Raw genomic sequence first — 17,334 nt, 5'->3', positions numbered from 1 at the left:
GGCATCGCGGGCGGGCATCGCGGGCGGGCATCGCGGGCGGCGCTCCCGTACCGAGCCGGGCGGGATGAGCGGATCGCCGCTGGGCATGCTGAGCGCATGTGCCATTCCTCTGACAGCAGGCCGCCCGCACCGCCGATCCAGGGCGAGGTGGCCTCGCATGAGCAGATCGAGCTGACCGCCGCCGACGGCAACACGTTCACGGCCTACCGCGCCGAGCCGGCCGAGCCGAACGGCCGCTCGGTCGTGATCCTGCCGGACGTGCGCGGGCTGCACCCGTTCTACCGCGATCTCGCCGTGCGGTTCGCCGAGGCGGGCTTCTCCACGATCGCGATCGACTATTTCGGCCGTACGGCGGGCCGCGGCGACCGGGGCGACGACTTCGACCACATGGCCCACGTCAAGCAGCTCCAGACCGGGCAGATCAGGGCCGACGCGCTGGCGGCCACCCAGGCGCTGGACGGGCCCGTGTTCACGGTGGGCTTCTGCATGGGCGGCGCCCACTCGTGGCGGCAGGCCGCCGAGGGGAGCAACGGACTGGCCGGCGGCATCGGCTTCTACGGCGCGCTGCGGGCCATAGAGCCGCCGTCCGAGGGCCCCGGCGCGCCGATCCTGCTGCTCAGGGGCGGTGCGGACACGGCTTCGACGCCGGAGGAGTTCGACGCGTACACGGCCGCGCTCGACCGGGTGGGCACGGAGCACGAGTCGCACATCTACGAGGGCGCGCCGCACTCGTTCTTCGACCGCTCGTACGGCGAGTGGGCCGAGGCGTGCCAGGACGCCTGGCGCCGGATCCTGTCGTTCACCGAGCGCCATTCATAAACCCGCGCGGCCCCGCCGGACCGTCCTGCCGGTCAGCCCAGGTAGGCGGCCCTGACCACCGGATCCTGCCTGATCGCGGCGGGCGGACCGGTGGCGATCACCTTGCCCAGGTCGAGCACGACGATCGTGTCGCAGGTCTCCATGACGAAGCCCATGTCGTGCTCGACGAGCAGCACCGTCGTGCCCAGCGCCTTGACGGCCGCGGCGAGCCGTACGGTCTGGTCGGCGTCCAGGCCGGAGGTGGGCTCGTCGAGCAGCAGCACCCGGGGCCGGTCGGCCAGGGCGCGGGCCAGCTCGACGAGCCGGCGCTGGCCGACGGGCAGCGCGGCGGCGTAGGCGTCGCGCAGGGGGGTGAGCCCGCACAGCTCCAGCACCTCGGCCACGCGCTCGCGCCGCTCGCGTTCGAGCCGCCGCCGGCCCGGCCAGCCGGCCAGGTCGGCGGCCAGGCCGCCACCGCCGCCATGCCAGTCGAGCGCGGCCAGCACGTTGTCGGCCACGGTGAGCCGCCCGAAGACCTGCGTGCGCTGGAACGTGCGCCGCAACCCGGCCCTGGCCCGCTGGACCGGGGACACCCGGGTCAGGTCGCGGCCCGCCAGGCTGACCCGCCCCTCGCTCGGCCGGCACAGCCCGGACACGACGTCGAACAGCGTCGTCTTGCCCGCGCCGTTCGGGCCGATCACGCCCTGGATCCGGCCCTCGCCCACCTCGAACGACACCTCGTCCAGCGCTTTGACGCCGCCGAACCACACCGACACGCCCTCGACGGACAGCATTCAGCTCACCCCCAGGTAGGCGGCGGTCAGCCGCTCGCTGTCCACCTCGGACCGCGGCCCCGTCCAGGTGACGCGTCCCAGCCGCATGAACGCCACCCGGTCGGCCACCGCGAGCACCTCCGACGCCTTCTCCTCGACCAGCAGCAGTGCCACCCCGAGGGCACGCAGCTCGGCGAAGACCTCGAACACCTGCCGCACCGCCAGCGGCGACAGGCCGAGCGACGGCTCGTCCGCGATCAGCACCCGGGGCGGGCGCACCAGCGCGGGGGCGAGTGCCAGCAACTGCTGCTCGCCGCCGGACAGCGCGCCCGCGAGCACGGCCCGCCGCTCCCCCAGCTTGGGCAGCCGCTCGTAGGCGGGCCCGGGGTCGGGCAGCCAGGTGCGCAGGTTCTCCTCCACGGTGAGGCCGGGGAAGACGCCCCGGCCCTCCGGCGCGAGCAGGATGCCGGCCCGTGCCCTGCGGCAGGCCGGCCAGGCGGTCACGTCCGCGCCCTCCAGCAGGATCCGGCCGCCGGTGGCGGGCAGGTCGCCGGCGGCCACCGCGCAGGTGGTGGACTTGCCCGCGCCGTTCGCGCCGAGCAGCGCGACGACCTCGCCCGGGCGTACGTCCAGATCGACGCCGCGCAGGACGGTGCAGTCCGCGTACCCGGCGACCACGCCAGCCATGCTGAACAGTGCCCCCTCCCGCGCAGCGAGCTCCGCGACCTCCGCGACCTCCGCAGACCCGCGTTCCGGCGCGGCCAGGCGCGGGCCGGGGACCGGCTCCGGTGCGAAGGCGCGTCCGGCGGGCGCGGGCTCCACGGGCGCCGCCGCCTCCCCGGAGTCGCGGCGGCGGCGATGGCGGAGCTCCGCGAGCTGCGTGAGCACCCCGTCGGGATGCCGGGCCAGGATGACTCCCCCGGCCCCGAACAGGATGGCCCCGACGTGCGCGGACAGATCCCACGTGGCGAGCAGTTCGGGCACCACCACGGCGATGAGCCCGCCGAGCACCGCGCCGCCGATCCGGCGCACCCCCTGCAGCACCACCACGGCCAGCCACACGAACCCGGAGAACGCCGGCAGGTCGGTCGCGGTGATCGAGCCCTTCGAGACCGCGAACAGCACGCCGCCCAGCCCGGCGATCGCCGAGGCCAGCGCGAAGAGCATGATCTTCGTCCGCGGCGCGGACAGCCCCGAGGTCGTGGCGGCGGCCGGCGCGGACCGCACCGCCAGGATGGCCCGCCCGGACGCCGACCGCTCCAGGTTGCGCACGAGCAGCGCCACCCCGCCGATCAGCACGAGCAGCACCACCACCCGCACCCGCGGGTCGGAGGTGTCGGCGAAGCCGAACCCGAGCGCGGGCAGCGACCACCCGATCGTCCCGTTGCTGAACGCGTCCACCTGGAACAGCACCTGGTCGGCCAGCAGCGCCATGGCCAGCGTGGCGAGCGTCAGCACCCGCCCGCCCAGCCGCAGCGCGGGCAGCGCCACCAGGATCCCCACGGCACTGGCCGCCAGCACGCCCAGCAGGATGGCCACGAAGAACGGCAGCCCGGAGGAGAACGCCCATCCGCACGTCAGCGCCGCCATCGAGGCGAAGGCGGCCTGGGCCAGGTTGACCATGCCGCCGATCCCCGTGACCACCACGAACGAGCAGAAGATGAGCGCCAGCACGAGCCCCTGCGCGGCCACGCCCGCGTAGTACTCGGGGGCGGTGAAGGCGAACGCCAGCAGCGCGGCCAGGCCCAGCGCCCACGGGAGCCGCCGGCGCCACGGCGGCAGCCCCGCCAGGTGGTCGGGCGGCGGCGCGTCCTCGGCCGCGCTGCCCGCGACCCGCGCGCGTGACCTGTTCAGCAGCACGAGTCCGGCGAACAGCAGGATCACCGGGACGGCCGTGCGCAGCCCGGTGACCTCCTGGAGGAAGTCGGTGTAGCCGGCCACCAGGTTCTGGACCACGCCGAGCGCGAGCCCGGCCGCGAACGTCCAGGGGATCGAGCGCAGCCGCCCGAACACCGCCGCCGTGGCCGAGGCGAACAGCAGCACCGTGTACGCCGTCGCGTCCAGCCCGATCACCGGCACGGCCAGCACCCCGGCCAGCCCGGCGAGGCCCGAGCCGAGCATCCAGGCCAGCGCGGAGGTGGCGTCGGCGTCGATGCCCCGGAGCGTGGCCAGACGGCGGCGGTCGACGGAGGCCCGCATGCGCAGCCCGTACGGGGTGTGCCGCATGAACGCCCACAGCCCGGCCGCCGCCACCGCCGAGAAGCAGAACGTGATGAGCTGGTCGGTGTCCAGGCGGACGCCGGCCAGCTCGAAGGTCCCGGCGGGATGCGGCCCGACGCCGCGCGGCAGCGAGGTGGCGTCCGCGGGCGGCAGCCCGGCCAGGTCCACGACCAGCAGGCCGAGCGCGGGCAGCGCGATCGTGAGCCCGATCGTGGCGACGATCTGCGCGGTCTCCCCCGCCTGGGCCAGGCCGCGGAACATGCTCCTGTGCAGCACGTAGCCGAGCGCGGGCGCGAACAGCCCGGCCGAGACCAGGGCCGACAGCCACGCCGGCAGCCCGGCGGCCACGTTGAGCTCGTAGAACAGCAGGGCGGACAGGAATCCGACGGCGCCGTGGGCGAAGTTGAACACCCCGGTCGCCGCGTACGACAGCGTCAGGCCCGATCCCATGATCGCGAACACCGCTCCGGTGACCAGGCCGCTGAGCACGTAGCCAAGGATCATTTGAGCGGCACGTTGTCGAAGCACTTCATGCTCTTGGCGACCTGGAAGGCGCCGTTCTCCAGCTTGACCAGGGCGCCGCAGCCGTTGGGCTCGCTGTGGTCCTTGGGATACTCGATCCGGCCGAACCCGGCGTTCTCGTAGAGGTACGAGCCGTTGCCCGTGGCCAGGAACTTCTCCCTGGTCAGGTCCTTGCCGGCCTTGGTCAGCATGTCGAGGAAGATGTCGGCGGCCCAGTAGCCGATCGCCATGTGCTGGGTCGGCGTCGCGCCCGGCGCGACCTTCTCGACGTCCTGCTTGAACTGGGCGATCTCGGGGGCGCTGGACTCGAACGGCTCGAACATCGGCGCGGCGATCACGCCCTCCAGGGCCTGCGCGCTGGCCTTGTCCTTGAGTATGGCGGCGTCGTAGCTGGTCGCGTCCGTCAGCACGCCCCGGTAGCCGGCCCGCTTGAGTGCCGAGTACAGGCCGACGTTGAACTTGGTGCCCGCGATCACCGATACGACGATGTCAGGGGCCTGGCCGCCGTTCGAGGTCATGATCTTGTTGACGTACGGGAGCCAGTCGGGTGGGGGCGCGGCGGCCGGCAGGCCGGAGTTCACGCCGACCAGCTTGAAGCCGGCCGCGGTGAACGACTGGGAGATGGTCGTGCCGCCGTACTTGCTGCCGCTGGAGTCGCTGGTCTGCACGTACACGGCCTTGCCGTCGGCACCGCCGAGCAGCTCGGCCATCTGCCTGCCCCACCACGTCTGCGAGCCCGCCCCCTGCTTGGGCGCCAGGCAGCCGTTGTAGCCGAAGCCGGTCTTCGTGCCGCACCACTGCGGCCCGGTCGCCCAGCCGAACCAGGGCACGCCCTGCTGCTCCAGGAAGGCGGCGCCGCCGAAGTTGGGGGCGTGCACCGGGACGAGGGCGAAGACCTGGTCCTTCTGCACCAGCTTCTTGGCCGCCGCGTCGCCCTTGGCCGCGTCCTGCCCGTCGTCCTCGGCCCCGAGGAACTCGATCTTCCGGCCGTGCACTCCGCCCGCGGCGTTGGCCCGCTCGAACCTGGCCTTGGCGCCCACCTCGGCGTCCTTGGTGGAGTATCCGCTGGCGCTGGTCTTGGTCAGCACGCCGCCGATCTTGATCGTGGTCGCGGTCACGCCTGGGGCGGCCGCGCCGCCGCCGCTGCTCTTCTGCTGGGCCGCGCACCCTGTGAGGAGCAGCGTGAGCACCATTGTGGCCACCGTTGGGCCCCGCCGTACCATGATGGCCTCCCTGCGATTTGGCCTAGCGCTCGCTTGGTTTTGCGCCGAGCGTAAATTCACCCCCGAGGGGTGTCAACGGGCTCCCGAGCAACCGCTTGCTCACGATTTCCCGCCGGGTTACCGTGAGGCCCATGCTGATGCGCGCGGCCGTGCTGACCGGGTTCCACGCTCCTATGGAGCTGCGCGAGGTCGAGATCGCCGATCCGGGTCCCGGCGAGGTCCGCGTGCGGATCAAGGCTTCGGGCGTGTGCGGGTCCGACCTCAAGGCCATCGACGGGAAGAGCCCCGTGGTGGGCAAGCTGCCGTTCATCCTCGGGCACGAGAGCGCCGGGGTGGTCGAGAGCGTCGGTACGGGCGTCACCACCGTCAAGACCGGCGACCACGTCATCATCGCCATGAACGGCCCCTGCGGGCACTGCCGCCAGTGCGGCTCCGGCCGCTTCCACCTGTGCGTGGGCCCCGCCCGGCTGCCCACGATCATGGGCGGCCCGCCCAGGGTCACCCTCGACGGGCAGCAGACCCGCCGCTTCATCGGCATCGGGTCGTTCGCCGAGTACGCGGTGGTCAGCGAGCTCATGTGCGTGAAAGTCACCAAGAACGCCCCCTTCGACGCCCTGTGCCTGCTGGCCTGCGGCGTCGTCACCGGCGTCGGCGCGGTGCTCAACGTCGCCCGGGTCCAGCCGGGCGCCAGCGTCCTCGTCGTGGGCTGCGGCGGCGTGGGGCTCAACGTCGTCCAGGGGGCGGTGCTCGCCGGCGCGACCACGATCGTCGCCGCCGACGTGGCCGAGCAGAAGCTGAAGCTGGCCGAGCGCTTCGGCGCCACCCACACCGTCCTGGGCACGGACCTGCCGCGCCAGGTGGGCGAGCTGGTGCGGGGCGGCGTGGACTACGCCTTCGACGCGACCGGCGTCCCCGGCGTCCTGGCGCAGGCGTTCGCGGCGACCCAGCCGGGCGGCACCACGGTCATGGTGGGCAGCCCGCCGCAGGGCCGTCCGATGGAGCTGGACACCGGGCTGCTGTTCGCCTCCCGCCGCCTGATGGGCACCCAGGGCGGCGACGCCGCGCCGCACCGTGACCTGCCCATGCTGGCCGGACAGTATCTCCGCGGGCGGCTGGACCTGGGCGGCCTGATCTCGGAGCGGCTGCCGCTCGACCAGATCAACGAGGCCGTGGCCCACGTCAGGCAAGGGACCGTCGCGCGGACGGTCATCACCTTCTGACCCGGCGCGCGCGAGGCTGGACGGACCCGCGCGACAGGGCTATCAGGGGAACATGGCACAAACGACGATCCAGTACGCCGTCTCCCTGCCCCAGCAGGTCGCCGACGGCACGTTCGACCCCGGCGCGTTCCGCGACTACGTGCGGCGCACCGAAGAGCTCGGGTTCCACAGCGCCTGGACCCGCGAGGCCACGCTCGCGCCGGTCCCCGCCCTCGGCCCGATCGAGGTCATGACGTACGCCGCCGCCTGCACCGAGCGGCTCAGGCTCGGCTGCGCGGTCTTCGTCAGCACCCTGCACAGCCCGCTCCACCTGGCCAAGAGCATCGCCACCCTCGACCAGCTCAGCCTGGGCCGCCTGGAGGTGGGCTTCGGGCTCGGCGGCAAGGACCTGGCCACTGCCGCCGGGATCCCGGCCGACGGCCTCGTGACGCGCTTCACCGAGGGCGTCCAGCTGATGAAGGCGTGCTGGACCGAGTCCAAGATCGACTTTACCGGGCGGTTCTTCCGGGTGCAGGGCGCCATGGAGCCCAAGACGTACCAGAAGCCGCACCCGCCGATCTGGATGGGCGGCCACCGGCCCGCCGCGATCAGGCGCGCGGTCAGGCACGCCGACGGGTTCGTAGGCGCGGGCGGCGCGACCACGGCGGCGTTCGCGGAGCAGGTGCGCACGGTGCGGGCCGAGCTGGCCGCCGCCGGGCGCCACCCGGACGGCTTCCGGATCGCCAAGCGCGTCTACATCTCGGTCGGCGACGCGAGCCGGATCGAGGGGCCGCTGCGGCACATGTACGGCACCGCGGACGTCGCCGTCGCCGGGCCGCCGCAGAACTGCGTACGGGGCCTGCGCGAGGTGATCGCGGCCGGCGCGGAGTTGATCCTGCTGGACTCGATGTTCGACGAGCCCGAGCAGCTCGAACGGATCGCGACAGAGGTCCTACCGGAATTGTGAAATCTATTCTAAGCTTCCTTAGACCATTAGAGGAGGCGAAATGTCCTATCCTGAGCCCCGCTACTTCGGCGAGACCGGCGAGCACAGCGGCGTCTTCGACCTGTCCGGCGACCGGCAGCCCGACCTGACCATGGGCGAGGGCGGCACGCAGGTGCACTACCTCGCCACGGGCGGCTCCACGAACGGCGCCTACGGCCTGTACCGGTGGGAGATGGGCCCCCGCCCGTCCGGTCCGGGCCCGCACTTCCACCGCACCATGACCGAGTCGTTCTACGTGCTGTCCGGCACGATCCGGCTCTACAACGGCGACAAGTGGGCCGACGGCCGGCCCGGCGACTTCCTGTTCCTGCCCGAGGGCGGGGTGCACAGCTTCCGCAACGAGTCGGGAGAGCCGGCCTCGATGCTGATCCTGTTCACTCCGGGCGCGCCGCGCGAGCGCTACTTCGAGGAGCTGGCGGAGATCGCCACGACCGGCCGGCAGCTCACCCCCGACGAGTGGACCGAGCTGTACCTGCGTCACGACCAGTACATGGTCTGATGGCGCAGTTCCCCGAGGAGCCCATCTACGAGCAGCTCGCCCGCATCGGCAAGGCACTGGCCAGCCCGGTGCGGCTGCGCCTGCTGGATGTGCTCGACCAGCGCGAGCGCACGGTCGAGGAGCTGGCCCAGGCGGCGGGGATCCCGCTGAAGAACACCTCGGCCCAGCTGCAGCAGCTGCGCGCCGCCCACCTGGTGACCAGCAGGCGGGAGGGCACCCGCCTCTACTACCGGCTGGCCGACGACGGGGTGTCGCGGTTCCTGGGCGAGTTCCAGGGCTTCGCCGACGGGCGGCTCGCCGACCTGCGCGCCGCCGTGCGGGCCCGGCTGGGCTCTCTGGAGGGGGTGACCGCCGACGAGCTGGCCTCCCGGCTCGCGGACCCGGCCACGCTGGTCATGGACGTGCGCTCCGCGGCCGACTACGCCGCCGGCCACGTGCCCGGAGCGATCTCGGTGCCCCTGGCCGAGCTCCGCGACCACCTGGACGACCTGCCGAAACAGGCGCGGATCGTGGCGTACTGCGGGGGCCCGTACTGCGTGGTCTCCCCCGAGGCGGTTCGCCTGCTGCGCGAGCACGGCTACGACGCCAGCCCCCTGGACGGCGGCTTCCTCGGCTGGCGGCGCGAGGAAAAACCATTGGAACGATGAGTGACCACTCCTTTACTGTGAGCGACGAAGCGATCGCGACTTCACAGAGGGAGGCAGCAGTGCACATCAGACGAGCCACCATCGCGGGTCTGCTCACGGCCCTGGCGCTGGGCGGCCTGGTTCACGCCCAGGCGGCCCAGGCCAGGCGTCTCTACGACTTCGGCGCCCAGGGCGTGATCATCTGGAGCGAGCCGCGGGCCGGCTCCGGCCGCAACGGCCTCGGCTACGCGGGCCAGGGCTTCGACTCGGACCGCTCGGAGGAGCACGGGCTCTACCGCTGCGACCACTTCGAGAGCACTCTGTGGTACCACGGCCGCAACGCAACCACCGGCGTCGTCGGCTGGGTCCCCGCCTGCAACCTCGCCGACCCGGACTGACGACCGCGCCCCCGCGCCGGTCTCACGTCGCGCCACGACCCGGTCAGACGCCGGCCTTGACCCGCTCGGGCCGGGCCGGCACGGGCTCCTCCTCCTCGTGGCCCTCCACCGACAGGTTCGGCAGGATCCGGTCCAGCCACCGCGGGCACCACCAGTTGAGCCGACCCAGCAGCACCATGGTCGCGGGCACCAGGAAACCCCTGATGATCGTGGCGTCCACCGCGATGGCCACCGCCAGCCCGACCCCGAACGTCTTCACCATCGGATCCGGGTACGCGATGAACGCCACGAACACCGCCACCATGATCAGCGCGGCCGACGTGATCACCCGCCCCGTCGAGCCCAGCCCCTCGGCCACCGCCCGCCCGTTGTCCCCATGCCGCAGGTACGCCTGCCGCACCGCCGTCAGCAGGAACACTTCGTAGTCCATCGACAGCCCGAACAGCACCGCGAAGAGCATCAACGGCACATAGCTCTCGATCGGCACCGAGAAGAACACCGTCTGCACGAACGACGAGCTGACCGGCGGATCCATGCCCACCAGCCCGCTGCCCAGCCCGATCGAGAACACCATCGCCAGCGCCCCGAACGCGGCGCCCAGCGAGACGAGGTTCATCACCGCCGCCTTGATCGCCACGACGGGCGCGCGGAAGGCCAGCAGCAGGAGCAGGGCGCTCAGCAGCACCACCACGCCGATGACCAGCGGGGTGCGCTCGGCCATCCGGTCCCCGGCGTCCGTCAGCCCGGCGACCTTCCCGCCGACGTGCACCTGGACGCCGGGCAGCGCGATGGCCCTGACGTCTCTGACCACCTCGGCGGCCCGGTCGTCACTGGGGGCGTAGTCGGTGACGACCTGGAGCAGCACCGAGCGGCCGGAGGTGTTGACCTTGGGCTCGCTCACGTGCGCGACGCCGTCCACGTCCGCCACCTCGCGGGCGAGGTTGTCCACGATGGGGTCCTTGGCGTCCGCCACCTTCGAGGGCAGCTCGGCGACCACGATCAGCGGCCCGTTGGAGCCGGGGCCGAAGCCGGTGGCCATCAGCTCATAGGCGCGCCTGGACTCCGACCCCTGGGTGCCGTAGCCCTCGTCGAGCGAGCCCAGCTTCAGCGCGAGCGCGGGCGCGGCCAGCGCGCCCAGCACGAGCGCGCTGGCCAGCAGCACCCGCCAGGGGCGGCGCGCCACCCACACGCCGAGGCCCGCCCAGCCGGTGCCCGACGAGCCGGAGCCGCGCAGGAACGGCACCTTGAGCGCGTTGACGCGGTGACCGAGCACCCCGAGCAGGGCGGGTACGAGCGTGACCGAGGTCAGCACCGCGGCGACGACGGAGATGCCGGTGACCCAGCCCAGGGTGGCCAGCAGCGGGAAGCCGGCCAGCAGCAGCGCGCTCAGCGCGATGATCACCGTGCCGCCGGCGAAGACGACGGCCCCGCCCGAGCTGGCCACGGTCCTGCGTACGGACTCCACGACCGGCACCCCGTCGGCCAGCAGCCGGCGATGGCGGGACAGCAGGAACAGCGCGTAGTCGATGCCCACGCCGAGCCCGATCATCGTGGCCATGATGCCGGCCTGCTTGGGCATGTCCACGACCCACCCGAGCAGCCCGATCACGCCGAGCCCCGACGCGACGCTGATCATCGCGGCGAAGATCGGGATGACCGCCGCCACCAGGGTCCCGAACGCGAACACCAGCACCAGCAGCGCGCAGATCACGCCGATGATCTCGCTCGGCCCGGTCTTGATCTCCTTGTCGGCGGGGGTGGAGCTGTCGGCCGGCACCACTTCGAGCCCGGCGGCCCGCGCCGGGTCCGCGGCCTTCGACAGGGCCTGCGTGGTCTGGGCGAGCTTGCTCGTGTCGTGGCCCTGCATGCGTACGGTGATGAGCCCGATCTGCAGGTTGGAGGAGATGCCGCCCCGGCGGAAGGGCGTCTCCACCTGCTCGACGTGCGGCATCTCGCGCAGCCGGTCCATCGACTGCTCCACGGCCCGCTTGCGCGCGTCGTCAATGAGGGGCCCGCCGGCCGAGTACACCAGCAGCTGCACCGTGCCGCCCGTCGCGTACCCCGACCCGAAGCCCTCCTTCATGAGGTCGTGCGCGCGCTGCGCGTCGGTGCCGGGGATGCTGGCGTCATTGCTCGTCGGGCTCGGAAAGACCAGACTGCTGCCCATCAGCGCGGCGGCCGCGATCACCCATAAGACCAGCACGATCCGACCGTGACGCGCGCACCATCCGCCCAGCCGTCCCAGCACCCGCGTCATCGCTTCAGCCCCCACCCGACGGCCGTCCTGTACGGTCGTACAGGACATACGATAAAACGGGGGATGACCGGAGGGCTGTATCCCGCAGGGAAATGAGACGATGAACACAGCCGACGACACCCGTACCCGGATCCTGGCCGCCGCCAGAGAACTCTTCGCCGAACGCGGCTACGCGGCCACCTCGCTCGCCGACATCGCCGCCGCCGTCGGGCTGACCAAGACCGCCGTGGCCTATCACTTCCACCCGAAGGACCGGCTGGCCTCCGAGCTGCTCTCCCCCGCGGCCGGCGACATGCTCGTGCTCCTCGGCACGGACCACGCCACGCGGGCGGACTTCGTCGAGGCGCTGGTCGCGTTCGCGGTGCGGTACCGGTCCGTGATCCGCCTGTTCATGGAGGACCTGGCCGCCGACGACTCCGTCCCGCAGGACGCGGAGCGGGTGACGATCCGGACGTTCAGGGACGAGATCTTCGCCAAGCTCGCGGGCGACGATCCCGGACCGGAGCTCCGGCTCAGGAGCTGGGCCCTGCTCGGCGCGCTGCAGTGGGGTGCGGTCAAGACGATGGACCTGCCGGAGGAGCAGGTCAGGACCGTCCTGCTGGAAGCCGTCCGCGGCTGCTAGCGGACCTTCCGCCAAGGTCAGAGTCCGAGCACGTCCCGCTCGACGTGATCGAGCGCCAGGCGGACCGCGCCCAGCGCCACCCCTTCGTCGCCGAACGTGGACGTGACCATCTCGGGCGCGCTCACGCACAGCTCGGCCAGGTGCCTGCGCAGCGGTTCGAGCAGCACGTCACCGGCCTGCGCGTAGCCGCCGCCGAGCACCAGCAGGTCGGGGTCGACGGCCAGGGCGAGGGCCGAGGCGCCGATCGCCAGGCTCTCCGCGTAACGGTCGACCCGCCGCACGGCGTCGCGCTCGCCCCGGAGCGCCGCCTCGAACACCCGCGCCGCCGGTGCGTCCTTGACCAGCTCGCGGGCGGCGTCCTCCCAGCCGACCTGCCGCAGGGTGCCGATCTCGCCGGCGGCCCCGTTGCGGCCGGGGTGCAGGCGCCCGCCGATGAGGATGCCGGCGCCCGCCCGGTGGCCGAGCAGGACGTACACGACGTCGGAGGCGTGCTGCGCGCTGCCCCGCCAGTGCTCGGCGAGCACGGCGAGGTTGGCGTCGTTGGCCGCCAGCGCGGGGCAGCCGAACCAGCGCCCCGCCAGCCCGGCCAGGTCCACGCCCGTCCAGCCGGGCAGGGTGATCGACAGCGACACCCGCCCGGTGCGGTCCACGATGCCCGGGGTGCCGGCCGCGAGCGCCCACACGCGCCTGCGCGCCACGCCCGCGCCGTCCACGCACTTCAGCGCCGTACGCCGGGCCGCCTCCAGCCGCTCGTGCACCGCCGCGTCCCCTGAGACGCCGGCCCGCTCCCAGGCGATCACCTCGCCGTTGAGATCGGCCAGCGCGGCCACGATGGCGTCGCCGCCGACCTCCACGCCCACCACGTAGCCGGCGTCGGCGCGGAACCCGAAGCGCCGCGCGGGCCGCCCCATGACCCCCTCGTCGGGCGGCACCTCCCTGACGTAGCCGCGCTCGCCCAGCTCGTCGAGCACCGCCTCGACCGTCTGCCTGGACAACCCGGTGATGCGGCCCAGCTGGGTCAGCGTGGCCACGCCCGCGCGGCGCAGAGCCCTGAGCGTGACCTGGGTGTTGACCTTGCGCAGCAGTGACGCGTCACCCGGCCGGAGCTCCGTCACTTATGGCACCTTTCGCGACATCTTTCCTATTGACGTTCGCCTGGCCGGATCCTAGCATCGGCCGACATACGTGAACTGGTTACATATGTGGAGGCGCAATGGTCACTCTCGCCGTCGTCGGCGCGGGCTCGCGGGGGACCTCGTACGCCCGCCATGCCGTCGAGAGCGGGCAGGCGCGGGTGGTCGCGGTGGCGGATCCGCTGGACAGCCGCCGCGGCAGGTTCCCGGAGGCGGCGCAGTACGCCGGCTGGCGCGAGCTGGCCGCGCTGCCGCGCCAGGCGGACGCCGTGGTCATCGCCACCCAGGACCGCGACCACGTCGAGCCCGCGGTGCGCTTCGCCGAGCTCGGTTACGACATCCTGCTGGAGAAGCCGATGGCGGTCTCCGAGGACGACTGCCGGGCGATCGTCGCCGCGGCCGAGCGGACCGGCCAGATCTTCGCCGTCTGCCACGTGCTGCGCTACACCCCGTACACGCGCGTGCTCAAGGGGCTGCTCGACGCGGGCCGGATCGGGGAGATCGTCAGCATCCAGCACCTGGAGCCGGTCGGCTGGTGGCACCAGGCGCACTCGTACGTGCGGGGCAACTGGCGGCGTACGGACGAGTCCACGTTCATGCTGCTCGCCAAGTCGTGCCACGACCTCGACTGGCTGGTCCACCTCACCGGCAAGCAGGTCACCCGCGTCTCCTCCTTCGGCGGGCTCAAGCACTTCCGCCCGGAGAACCGGCCAGCGGGCGCGGCGGAGCGCTGCCTGGACTGCCAGGTGGAGGCGGACTGCCCGTACTCGGCCAAGCGCATCTACCTACCGCTGGCCGGCAAGGCGGCCTGGCCGCTGTCGGTGCTCACGGACGACGTCTCGGAGCAGGGCGTGCTCGACGCGCTCCGCACCGGCCCGTACGGCAGGTGCGTCTACGACTGCGACAACGACGTGGTCGACCACCAGGTCGTGAACATGGAGTTCGACGGCGGCACGACCGTGTCGTTCACCATGACCGCCTTCACCCCGGCGCTGCACCGGCAGACCCGGATCTTCGGCACCCGCGGCTCGATCGACGGCGACGGCGACCGGCTGACCGTCCACGACTTCGTCACCGGCCGCTCCGAGACCGTCGAGACCCGGCCCACGGGCGACGCGACGGCCGCGGGCGGCCACGGGGGCGGCGACGAAGGGCTGATGAACGCGTTCCTGTCCGCGGTCGCCACCCGGGATCGCTCCTCGATCCTCTCCTCGCCGGGCGAGAGCCTGCACAGCCACCTCATCGCCTGGGCCGCGGAGAGGTCGCGCCTGACCGGCGAGACGGTGACCCTCGAAGGAGCCCCCCGGTGAGCGCGTCGAAGCTCGTCCAGACCGACGGCAGGGCGGACGCCTAACGAGCCGACGACACCGCCCGCCTGCGTTCGCGCCTGGTCCGGTCGCGCCGGCCGGCCGGGGTGCGACCGGCCGGGGTGCGGCCGCTCGCCTGGTCGTGACCGGCGGCCCGGTTGCGCCTGCGCCGGCGGGCCAGGAACCAGCCGATGCCCAGCGCGATCAGGCCGACCGGCGTACGCGCCAGCCAGCGTGCCACCACGAGATTGAAGAGCTTCCTCATGCCCTGCACCTGCCCTTGTGCGAGCCGGGCACGCATGGAAGGCGTCGTCCGCCGGCCGCCGGGCCGGTCGGGGTCGGCGTGGTCTCGCCCGGGTCCGGGCCCGACTGACCGGCCAGGCCGACCACGATCAGGACCTCCGCACCGGGCGCGGCACAGGTGCCCGGCGCGAGGCTCTGGCTCAGGATCGTGTCCACCTTCGACTCGTCGTCCACGACCTGCTCCTTGACGTGGACCGTGAGGCCCGCCGCGATCAGCGCGGCGCGCCCGGTCTCGCGGGCCTGCCCGGCGACCGAGGGCACCGGGGCGCCCCGGCGCGCCACCGTGAGGGCCACGGCGGTGCCGCCGGTGACGCGGTGGCCCGCCTGCGGCCGGCTGGAGAGCACCTGGCCGTTCTGCTGCGCGGAGCAGACCCTGGTGACCGGGCCGGTCTGCAGGCCCGCACCGGTCAGCGCCGCCTCAGCGGTCCTGCGCTGGAGCCCGGCGAGCACGGGCACGGCCAGGCCCGCCGACACCTCCAGCGAGACCGTGCTGCCCTTGTCCACGACCGTGCCCGCGGCGGGCCTGCTGCCGAGCACCTGGCCGATCTTGCGCGCCGAGTCGAGCTTGCCGACCGCGCCCAGCACCAGCCCCGCTTCCTTGATCGCCCTGGTCGCGGTGGCCCGGTCCATCCCCGCCAGCGCCGGGATCGGCACCGTCACCGGCCGCGCGACCGGCGGGTCCGCGGTGGGCCTGCGGTCTCCCTGCGGCTCCCTGGTCTTGGGCGGCGTGGACCTGCCCGGCGAAGGCCGGGACGCCACCGGATGTGACGAGTCCGGAACGGAGGGTCCGGCGGCCTGCCTCGCCTGCTGGTCGCTCGTCGTCGGCCTGATCACGGCGATCAGGACGGCGGCCGACACCAGCAGGGCCGCGCCCGCCGCGATGGCCGCCCGTGGCCACCCGCTTCTGGGCTTTTCCCCCGTTACGGGACCGCCGCCACCCCCTTGGCCGGACCGCCCGGTGCGAAGGTCCTCCGCGCTCCGGGAGCCGGCCATCCGGTAGCCGCCGGGCGCGCCCGTCGCCTCGGGCTCGGCCATCGGCGCGCCAGGCCCGGTCGCCGGCTCCTGCTCGTGCTCCTGCTCGTGCTCTGAGGGCGACGGCCGGGGCTCGGGGACGAGCGGCGGCGCGCGCAGGATGTGGGCGGGCGGCGAGCTGAGCACCTCGGACGGGATGTCATCCGCGCTGCCGAGCAGTTCGAGCAGCAGTTCCCTGCTGCTCGGCCGGTTCCTGGCGTCCTTGTCCAGGCACGCCTCCACCAGCGTCCGCAGCCGCCCGTCCAGGCGGCCCAGCGCGGGCGGGGCGGTCAGGATGCGGTGCAGCACCGGCGCCACCGAGTCCTGCCCGAACGGCGCCGAGGCGTTGGCCGCGAAGCACATCGTCGCGCCCCACGAGAACACGTCCGCCGCCCCCGTGACGGCCGACGCCGTGATCTGCTCGGGCGCCATGTACGCCGGAGTCCCCACCCCCCGGCCGCTCATCGTGGCCGCCGCGTCCAGCGCCCTGGCCAGGCCGAAGTCGATCACCCGCGGCCCGTCGGAGCCGAGCAGCACGTTCTGCGGCTTGAAGTCCCTGTGGACGATGCCCGCGCGGTGGATCGCGGCCAGCGCGGTGGCGGTGCTGACCGCCAGCCGTTCGAGCGCCCCGCCGCGCCGCGGCCCCGCGAGCGCGACCTCCCTGTGCAGCGAGGGCCCGTCGACGTACTCGCTGACGATGTACGCCCTGCCCTCGTCGAACCCCGCGTCGACCACCTGGGCGGTGCAGAACCTGGCCACGTGCTTGGCCAGCTCCACCTCCCGCAGGAACGCCTGCCGTTCGTCCCCCACCGGCCCGTGCAGCAGCTTGACCGCGTAGGTCTCGCCGCTTCTCGAGCCGAGGAACACGGCGCCCTGCCCGCCCTCACCCAGCCGTCCGGCGAGATCGTACTCCCCGAGCCGGTGTGGGTCCCCCGTTCTGAGCGGCTGCGCCGTTGGCACCGGCCGTCTCCCCTCGCCGCCACCCGTTCCTGCTCTCTACTGAAAGCAACCGGTCGGGATCAGTCAACGGTGCGCAGGCCAATCGCGGCCTGACCGTGACACAGCCAGTCAGGATCTACGCGCGACCTTGCCGGAATACGTCACTTCGTCCTTACCTGCGCGAGTCACCTTGATGTCCATCTGGTTCACGTCGGTCGTCGGAAGCATGCGCAGCGTCCCCGGATAGCACTCGCTGCCCGTGACCTGATCGAGGGTGAACACCGTCCCGCTGTCCGTGCGCCCGACCCGGCCGGCGCAGTGCAGGTCGTCACCCCAGCGCATGGCGCCGCCGTCCGCGCCCAGGTTGAGCTCGACGGGGAAGATCCGGTTCGCGGAGAAGTGCTCGGCCGAGCCCGTCCAGGTTCCTTCCAGCCCCGGTCCCTCCGCGCCCCGCAGCCAGAACGCGAACCCGGCCACCCCCATGGCCAGGGCGCCGGC

16 protein-coding genes are annotated in these 17,334 nt (G+C 73.0%); 8 read left to right on the top strand and 8 right to left on the bottom strand.

Annotation, left to right across the window (positions count from 1 at the left end):
• Positions 1-96 precede the first annotated feature (96 nt).
• Complete coding sequence (locus ETD85_RS48415; RefSeq protein ID WP_138696615.1) at positions 97-819, top strand: dienelactone hydrolase family protein; 723 nt, start codon at positions 97-99, stop codon at positions 817-819.
• A gap of 32 nt (positions 820-851) precedes the next feature.
• Here ETD85_RS48415 and ETD85_RS48410 read toward each other — a convergent pair whose 3' ends face one another.
• Genes ETD85_RS48410 through ETD85_RS48400 form a run of 3 tightly spaced genes read right to left on the bottom strand, consistent with a single transcriptional unit; the run spans position 852 to position 5,506 of the window.
• On the bottom strand, positions 852-1,592 hold the full coding sequence (locus ETD85_RS48410) for an ABC transporter ATP-binding protein (RefSeq protein WP_138696614.1): 741 nt from the start codon (positions 1,590-1,592) through the stop codon (positions 852-854).
• The gene (locus ETD85_RS48405; RefSeq protein WP_138696613.1) at positions 1,593-4,295 is read right to left on the bottom strand and encodes an ABC transporter permease subunit; all 2,703 of its coding nucleotides are present in this window, start codon (positions 4,293-4,295) and stop codon (positions 1,593-1,595) included. It lies immediately after the preceding gene.
• Entirely contained in the window at positions 4,292-5,506 is a 1,215-nt protein-coding gene (locus tag ETD85_RS48400) for an ABC transporter substrate-binding protein (RefSeq protein ID WP_170247245.1), read from the bottom strand. The genes ETD85_RS48405 and ETD85_RS48400 overlap by 4 nt, the downstream gene beginning before the upstream one ends.
• Positions 5,507-5,667: 161 nt before the next feature.
• On the opposite strand from ETD85_RS48400, the gene ETD85_RS48395 reads away from it, so the two are divergent.
• Genes ETD85_RS48395 through ETD85_RS48375 form a run of 5 tightly spaced genes read left to right on the top strand, consistent with a single transcriptional unit; the run spans position 5,668 to position 9,264 of the window.
• Entirely contained in the window at positions 5,668-6,756 is a 1,089-nt protein-coding gene (locus ETD85_RS48395; protein WP_138696611.1) for an alcohol dehydrogenase catalytic domain-containing protein, read from the top strand.
• A gap of 52 nt (positions 6,757-6,808) precedes the next feature.
• Positions 6,809-7,702 (top strand): LLM class flavin-dependent oxidoreductase, encoded by an 894-nt coding sequence (locus tag ETD85_RS48390; RefSeq protein ID WP_206059344.1) that lies wholly within the window; start codon positions 6,809-6,811, stop codon positions 7,700-7,702.
• 40 nt (positions 7,703-7,742) lie between these two features.
• Positions 7,743-8,240 (top strand): cupin domain-containing protein, encoded by a 498-nt coding sequence (locus tag ETD85_RS48385; protein WP_138696610.1) that lies wholly within the window; start codon positions 7,743-7,745, stop codon positions 8,238-8,240.
• On the top strand, positions 8,240-8,887 hold the full coding sequence (locus tag ETD85_RS48380; RefSeq protein WP_138696609.1) for an ArsR/SmtB family transcription factor: 648 nt from the start codon (positions 8,240-8,242) through the stop codon (positions 8,885-8,887). The genes ETD85_RS48385 and ETD85_RS48380 overlap by 1 nt, the downstream gene beginning before the upstream one ends.
• A gap of 59 nt (positions 8,888-8,946) precedes the next feature.
• On the top strand, positions 8,947-9,264 hold the full coding sequence (locus tag ETD85_RS48375; RefSeq protein WP_138696608.1) for a hypothetical protein: 318 nt from the start codon (positions 8,947-8,949) through the stop codon (positions 9,262-9,264).
• 43 nt (positions 9,265-9,307) lie between these two features.
• On the opposite strand, the gene ETD85_RS48370 is transcribed toward ETD85_RS48375, so the two are convergent.
• Positions 9,308-11,467 carry an MMPL family transporter gene (locus ETD85_RS48370; protein WP_240779922.1) on the bottom strand — a complete coding sequence of 720 codons (2,160 nt, stop codon included), beginning with the start codon at positions 11,465-11,467 and terminating at the stop codon, positions 9,308-9,310.
• A 154-nt stretch (positions 11,468-11,621) separates the two neighbouring features.
• Here ETD85_RS48370 and ETD85_RS48365 point away from each other — a divergent pair, with 154 nt between their 5' ends.
• A complete protein-coding gene (locus tag ETD85_RS48365; protein ID WP_138696606.1) occupies positions 11,622-12,143 on the top strand; it encodes a TetR/AcrR family transcriptional regulator in 522 nt (173 codons plus the stop codon).
• A 17-nt stretch (positions 12,144-12,160) separates the two neighbouring features.
• On the opposite strand, the gene ETD85_RS48360 is transcribed toward ETD85_RS48365, so the two are convergent.
• On the bottom strand, positions 12,161-13,258 hold the full coding sequence (locus ETD85_RS48360; protein WP_138696605.1) for an ROK family transcriptional regulator: 1,098 nt from the start codon (positions 13,256-13,258) through the stop codon (positions 12,161-12,163).
• A 98-nt stretch (positions 13,259-13,356) separates the two neighbouring features.
• Between ETD85_RS48360 and ETD85_RS48355 the strand changes: the two genes are divergently transcribed.
• Complete coding sequence (locus ETD85_RS48355) at positions 13,357-14,586, top strand: Gfo/Idh/MocA family protein (RefSeq protein ID WP_138696604.1); 1,230 nt, start codon at positions 13,357-13,359, stop codon at positions 14,584-14,586.
• A gap of 40 nt (positions 14,587-14,626) precedes the next feature.
• Here ETD85_RS48355 and ETD85_RS48350 read toward each other — a convergent pair whose 3' ends face one another.
• The 3 genes from ETD85_RS48350 to ETD85_RS63820 form a co-directional block, all read right to left on the bottom strand.
• Positions 14,627-14,848, bottom strand: coding sequence for a DUF6203 family protein (locus ETD85_RS48350; RefSeq protein WP_138696603.1), 222 nt, complete (start codon positions 14,846-14,848; stop codon positions 14,627-14,629).
• Complete coding sequence (locus ETD85_RS48345; protein ID WP_138696602.1) at positions 14,845-16,857, bottom strand: protein kinase domain-containing protein; 2,013 nt, start codon at positions 16,855-16,857, stop codon at positions 14,845-14,847. Before ETD85_RS48345 ends, ETD85_RS48350 begins: the two co-directional genes overlap by 4 nt.
• 108 nt (positions 16,858-16,965) lie before the next feature.
• A partial coding sequence (locus tag ETD85_RS63820; protein ID WP_170247244.1) for a hypothetical protein occupies positions 16,966-17,334 on the bottom strand: 369 nt, incomplete at its 5' end.

The sequence above is a fragment of the Nonomuraea zeae genome, from assembly GCF_005889725.1.
Classification (GTDB): domain Bacteria; phylum Actinomycetota; class Actinomycetes; order Streptosporangiales; family Streptosporangiaceae; genus Nonomuraea; species Nonomuraea zeae.
The sequence above is the reverse complement of the archived record's forward strand: the minus strand, read 5'-3'. Positions and strand labels throughout refer to the sequence as shown.